Source organism: Okeania sp. SIO2B9, assembly GCF_010672505.1.
Lineage (GTDB): Bacteria > Cyanobacteriota > Cyanobacteriia > Cyanobacteriales > Microcoleaceae > Okeania > Okeania hirsuta.
The window spans coordinates 1-5,898 of the sequence record NZ_JAAHGK010000382.1 but is presented as its reverse complement, the minus strand read 5'-3'; the positions used below and the strand labels follow the sequence as shown (position 1 = coordinate 5,898).

General features: G+C 36.9%; 4 protein-coding genes. 2 read left to right on the top strand and 2 right to left on the bottom strand.

The features are described 5' to 3' along the window. Positions 1 to 23 precede the first annotated feature (23 nt). Positions 24 to 956: a GTPase Era gene (gene era, locus F6K13_RS14980; protein WP_287279878.1), complete on the top strand. Its 933-nt coding sequence runs from the start codon at positions 24 to 26 to the stop codon at positions 954 to 956. A 427-nt stretch (positions 957 to 1,383) separates the two neighbouring features. Here era and F6K13_RS14975 read toward each other — a convergent pair whose 3' ends face one another. Continuing rightward, a complete protein-coding gene (locus tag F6K13_RS14975) occupies positions 1,384 to 2,823 on the bottom strand; it encodes a sodium:alanine symporter family protein (RefSeq protein ID WP_287287757.1) in 1,440 nt (479 codons plus the stop codon). A 779-nt stretch (positions 2,824 to 3,602) separates the two neighbouring features. Between F6K13_RS14975 and F6K13_RS14970 the strand changes: the two genes are divergently transcribed. Then, positions 3,603 to 4,709: a DUF1611 domain-containing protein gene (locus tag F6K13_RS14970; protein WP_287240879.1), complete on the top strand. Its 1,107-nt coding sequence runs from the start codon at positions 3,603 to 3,605 to the stop codon at positions 4,707 to 4,709. A 570-nt stretch (positions 4,710 to 5,279) separates the two neighbouring features. Here the strand turns inward: F6K13_RS14970 and F6K13_RS14965 are convergent. Continuing rightward, positions 5,280 to 5,825 carry a hypothetical protein gene (locus F6K13_RS14965; protein ID WP_287287755.1) on the bottom strand — a complete coding sequence of 182 codons (546 nt, stop codon included), beginning with the start codon at positions 5,823 to 5,825 and terminating at the stop codon, positions 5,280 to 5,282. Positions 5,826 to 5,898: the final 73 nt, after the last annotated feature.

Genomic DNA, 5,898 nt, shown 5'->3' with positions numbered 1-5,898 from the left:
TTAAAATAAAAAAAAATACAAAAATGGAATTGTCCACAAGTATGATAATTCCCGTAGCACCTGCGGGATATAAATCTGGATTTGTTGGTATAATAGGACGGCCTAATGTTGGCAAATCTACTTTAATGAATCAACTGGTAGGGCAAAAAATTGCTATTACTTCCCCAGTTGCTCAAACTACTCGTAATCGTCTCCGTGGTATTTTGACTACAGAAGCAGCGCAGATGATTTTTGTTGATACTCCTGGTATTCATAAACCTCATCACCAATTGGGCAAGGTATTAGTTCAAAATGCTAAAATAGCAATCCAATCTGTGGATGTAGTGTTGCTGGTAGTGGATGGGTCAGTAATAGCTGGTGGGGGCGATCGATATATTATAGATTTACTCAACAAAACAGATACTCCTGTGATTTTAGGTTTGAATAAATTAGACTTACAACCTCAAGATGATCGGGAAATAGAAGCTAGTTATCATCAATTGATCGCTCCCCACCCCTGGCAAATAGTGAAATTTTCTGCTCTTACAGGAGAAGGAGTAAAAGGACTACAAGATTTGTTGATTGAACATCTTGAAGCTGGACCTTATTATTATCCTCCTGACTTAGTAACTGACCAACCAGAACGTTTTATTATGGGGGAATTGATCCGAGAGCAAATCTTACTTTTGACTCGTGAAGAAGTACCGCACTCAGTAGCGATCGCTATTGATAGAGTAGAAGAGGAAACAAATATTACTCGTATTCTTGCTACTATTCATGTTGAACGTTCATCTCAGAAAGGAATTATTATAGGTAAAGGCGGGAATATGTTAAAAGCTATTGGTAGTGCAGCACGTCAACAAATTCAAAAGTTAATTGCTGGAAAAGTTTATTTGGAATTATTTGTAAAAGTTCAATCTAAATGGCGACAGTCTCGAATTCAATTAGCAGAATTGGGTTATCAAGTTGAGGAATAAAAGAAATTATATCATGTCTGGTTAAACAGTTATAAATAAATGACGAAGGAGTCATAAATCAGGAGTCAGGAGGGAAAAAAGAAGAAGAAAGAGAAAGTTTTTTATCACTAATTATCAAGATATGATATTACACTTTCAAATAAAAATATATTAGTTTAGACTCTAAAGATATAAAGAATTGGCATTGATCAATTAGACTATGAATTTGTTAAGGTGAAATAGAATAAATAATATTAGGCGTTCGCTTTCACCTGAATTATTACCAAAATGTAAATCGGAAAATATCCGTAAAAATGGTAAGAATAGGTATTAATTAATGATGGATTTCATTACTTATATCATGTTAGGATAATCACTAATAACAAAAACCTTATCCCTTTGAACCTTTCCTTCCCTTCTGCCTTCTGCCTTCTGCCTTCTGCCTTTTTCAATGCATTGTTCCTGACTGCAAACGAAGCATATAATTTTTTAGATCGGACGCAACTTCACCTGACATTAAATAGCAACCAATTAAATTAGGAAAAGCCATCGCTAAAAGCATCATATCCGTAAAATCTAATGCAGCACCAACACTAACATTAGCACCAATTATTACACCCAAAATATAGATTATTTTAGGAATAATAGCTGTCTGACTGCCAAACAAATAATTCCAAGAAATTATTCCTTGATAAGCAGTACCAATCATAGTTGAAAAAGCAAATAAGAAAACAGCAAAAGCCAACAGATAAGGGAACCAAGTAAAAACTGAAGCAAAAGCATCAGAAGTCATTTTTACTCCATCAATTCCTTCCCGAGAATCTTGATAAACTCCTGTAATTACAATTACTAAAGCTGTCATATTACAGACAATAACTGTATCAATAAATGGTTCTAATAAAGCAACTATTCCTTCTCGAATTGGTTCATTAGTTTTAGCAGAAGCATGGGGAATAGATGCAGTACCTAATCCTGCTTCATTAGAATAAGCTGACCGTCTTAACCCTATAGAAAATGTTGTGACAAAACCACCAGCAACGACTGCTGAAGGAGAAAAAGCTTCAGTGAAAATTTTACCAAAAGCTGGCAGAATTTCTGTAAAATTAATACCTAAAATCCACAGACAAGCAACAATATAAATAACTGCCATTGTTGGTACTAAACTACCAGCAACTGTACCAATACGTTTCATTCCACCCAGAATGACGATCGCTACTAATATTGCCACGATCGCACCATAAACCCAACTTGATAACCCAGGTATAACATTAGAAACGGCGATGTAAGACTGATTGGTTTGGAAAATGCTAGCACCAACTAGGGTAGATAGTCCGCAGAAGAATGCAAATAAAGTGGCCATTCCTTGTCCCACTGCACGGAATCCCATATTAGCTAGACCTTTGGATAAATAATACATTGGGCCTCCAGCTATAGAACCATCTGAGTTGATTCTTCGGTATTTCAGACCGAGAGTACATTCTGTAAATTTGCTGGTCATACCAAATAACCCACCAATAGTCATCCAAAATACTGCACCAGGCCCGCCTAATTGGATGGCGATCGCGACACCTGCCACATTTCCTATACCCACTGTGCCAGAAATAGCTGTGGCAAGAGCTTGGAAGTGAGTAACTTCTCCTTCATTTTCTGGGGAATCATATTTTCCTCTCACGATATCAATAGCGTGTTTAAAACCTCGGATATTAATAAACCCCATACGAAATGTTAGTAAAATTGCTCCTAAAATTAGCCACAATACAATTAGTGGAAAACCAGCAATATCAAAAAAGATAATTTTTTCTAGGATGACTACTAACTTTTGAAAAATCCCATCAATAGCACTAAAAATATTAGTATTTTCGACCTTTGTGACAGCTAAGACAGTCATTTCAGTTATTAGTTATCAGTTATCAGTTATCAGTTATCAGTTCCTCTGCAATAAGGAGGCAAGAAAATACGGAATTCTCTTTTCTCTTGGTCGATTAGATATGGCGCAGGTTTCCTCCCCATCTATCGACCGCTTTTTATCCCCTTAAAAGGGGAGGCGCATACCCACAATTTATCGGTAAAATTTACTGTAGTAATAAATATTATAGACAACAGCATATTTTTCACTAAATTTTGAGGAAATTTTGACATTTAATTATGTCTGATGGGCAAAAAATAATAATATATATTAATGATATATATTCATGGATTTATTATTTTTCAATATGTAAGCATTTCCTGCGGAATGCTGCGCAAACAGCTATTAGCAGTCAGCTCTCAGCAATAAAAATGAATTAAGCAAGTACTCGTTTAACTTCTACTACATTTTCAACTCTATGGAGGGAAATATAGATGTGGCTAGCGCTTAGTGCTAAGGTTAAGTAATGGGCAATTCTATTACTAATACTTTTAATTCTGTAAAGCTGATAGCTGATAGCTGACCGCTGAATGCTTACTTCAATATACAATTAGGAACATTGATGAAAAATATATTTTTAACAAATTATTACACAATTTTTAATGAATGCTAGTTTAAACTAAATACTATAGTTAAGGTTATACAAAGATTTGTAAATTACCTATACAGATTTTAAGTTATAAAAGGAATTCTATTTGTATTCTAGGTTCATTATTAACTATTACTTGTACTTACACAGGAAATTTATTCATTAAAAAACCATGACTGCAGAAAATACACAATCAAAAATTCAAAATAGTAAAATAGCAATTCTCCTACACAATGGCATCCAGGGTACATCAGGTAAAACTGGCTTATCACTATTGCGCTACAGTCAAGCAGAAATTGTTGCCGTCATCGATCGCCAATGTGCCGGAAAATCATTGCCCGAACTCACTAAAATTCCCCGCGACATACCAATAGTTGCTTCTGTTGCCGAAGCGATCGCTTTTGACCCAGAAGTATTAGTCATAGGTATTGCTCCTTCCGGCGGTGCTTTACCTGATGAATGGTTTGGAGAAATCAAACAAGCAGTTACTTCTGGGTTATCAGTAGTCAACGGTTTACATAGCTCTCTGGCAAATCATCCAGAAATTCAACCACTATTGCGACCTACGCAATGGATATGGGATGTGCGTCAAGAACCTCAAGGATTAACTATTGCCACTGGGAAAGCTAGAACACTTTCTTGTCGCCGAGTCTTAACAGTGGGTACTGATATGGCGATCGGTAAAATGTCTACCAGTTTAGAACTAAATGCCACAGCTCAACGTCGAGGTTTCAACTCTAAATTCCTCGCTACAGGTCAAGCAGGTTTAATGATTGCTGGCAATGGTATTGCTTTAGATGCAGTGCGAGTTGACTTTGCTGCCGGAGCAGTAGAACAAATGATTATGCAGTTTGGTAAGACCCACGACTTACTGATTATTGAAGGCCAAGGTTCTCTATTGCATCCAGGTTCTACTGCTACCCTCCCACTATTGCGCGGTACTCAACCCACGGATTTAATCTTGGTGCATCGTGCTAATCAAACTCATATTCGCAATCATCCCAGTGTTTTGATTCCACCGTTACCTAAAGTAATTGAGTTCTATGAGATGGTAGTCGCTGCTGGTGGCGCTATGGAAGCAGTGCGAGTTATTGGTATTGCTATGAATACTTTTCATTTAGATGAAGTGACGGCTAAAGAAGCGATCGCTCAAATAGAAACAGAAACTGGTTTGCCTTGCACTGACCCTGTGCGTTTTGGTGCGGATCTATTATTGGATGCAGTTATAGTAGGCAACAGGCAACAGGCAACAGGCAAAAGTGGGAAAAACATTGCCTAGTATTGCTACGCGGAAGTTAAAAGTCAAAAGTATTTGACTCTTATCTTTAATATTGAATAACAAGGATACTACCGGATTTGATATAGCAATAGGTATTAAGATTAGGACAGCTAAGAAACTTCAAAACATGACAGTTAAAAGTTTTGACTCTAGCTGATAGCTGTTTGCGTAGCATTCCGTAGGAAATGCTTATAGCTATCAGGATTTACGCACGGATACTAAATCGAGTGAGGGCGCCATTCGGAGCTTTGCGGAGCGCAAATGCCATCCGCCCCTACACATGGCGTTTTCAAGGTTAATTTGCGTAAGTCCTTGCTATATTATACCAATTTGAAAAAAGAATGCTACAAAAAAAAGCTGAGAATTATGCCTAAAAAGAACTTATCCAATCCTATAAGCTACTTATTTCGATTGTTTATCCTTTTTTTATAATTTGTTTATTACTTTTCCTTCTTAGCAAAAAAGACGGTCTAAAGCCTCCCCTTTTAAGGGGATAAAAAAAGAGTATTCCGTATTTCAAGCCTATGGCTTCAGAAGTAGGTACTGATAACTGATAACTGATAACTGAAATTACCACTTCCCCATACCTCCCCAAGCTGCCCCAGAGAAACAGCCAGCAATTGCACCCAAACCAGCCCCAAAAATCGTTGAAAGTATAATAGTAAAATCTTCATCAACTCGCATAATTCTAACTAAATCTATCGACCAAAATTGCGGTAAAATACCACCCAAAATTACCCCAATAATTACTCCTAAAAAACACCCCCAAATTCCACCTAAAAAAGCACCTCTAATCCCTGATAATTTATTTGATAAAGGTAAAGTTGGCGCTCCTAAAATTGGTCCTAAAACAGCACCACCGATAATACCACCCATTGCACCTACACCTATTGCAGGAATCATACTACTTATGAATATTGATACTAACTCCAGCCAAGAATTACTATTCTCTTTCATACTTTCCTGAAACACAAAAACACCAGCTAAAATTGCCCCAATAACTGTTCCTAAAAAAGCACCCCAAATAGCACCTAAAAATAAACCACGTCTTCCCCAAACTCGTCCAGGCACAGGCAATGTTAAAGGTGGTTTAAAAGCACTCCAAAAACTACCCAAATAGTACCTAGAAATCCTCCAAATAAAACTGCTTGCCCAAATAACTCCAGACGATTACTAATTCCATATATAC

What these genes read in the sequence shown, in the direction of transcription:
- F6K13_RS14970 (WP_287240879.1), top strand. Translation starts at nt 3,603, where the DNA reads ATGACTGCAGAAAATACACAATCAAAAATTCAAAATAGTAAAATAGCA.
- era (WP_287279878.1), top strand. Translation starts at nt 24, where the DNA reads ATGGAATTGTCCACAAGTATGATAATTCCCGTAGCACCTGCGGGATAT.
- F6K13_RS14975 (WP_287287757.1), bottom strand. Translation starts at nt 2,823, where the DNA reads ATGACTGTCTTAGCTGTCACAAAGGTCGAAAATACTAATATTTTTAGT.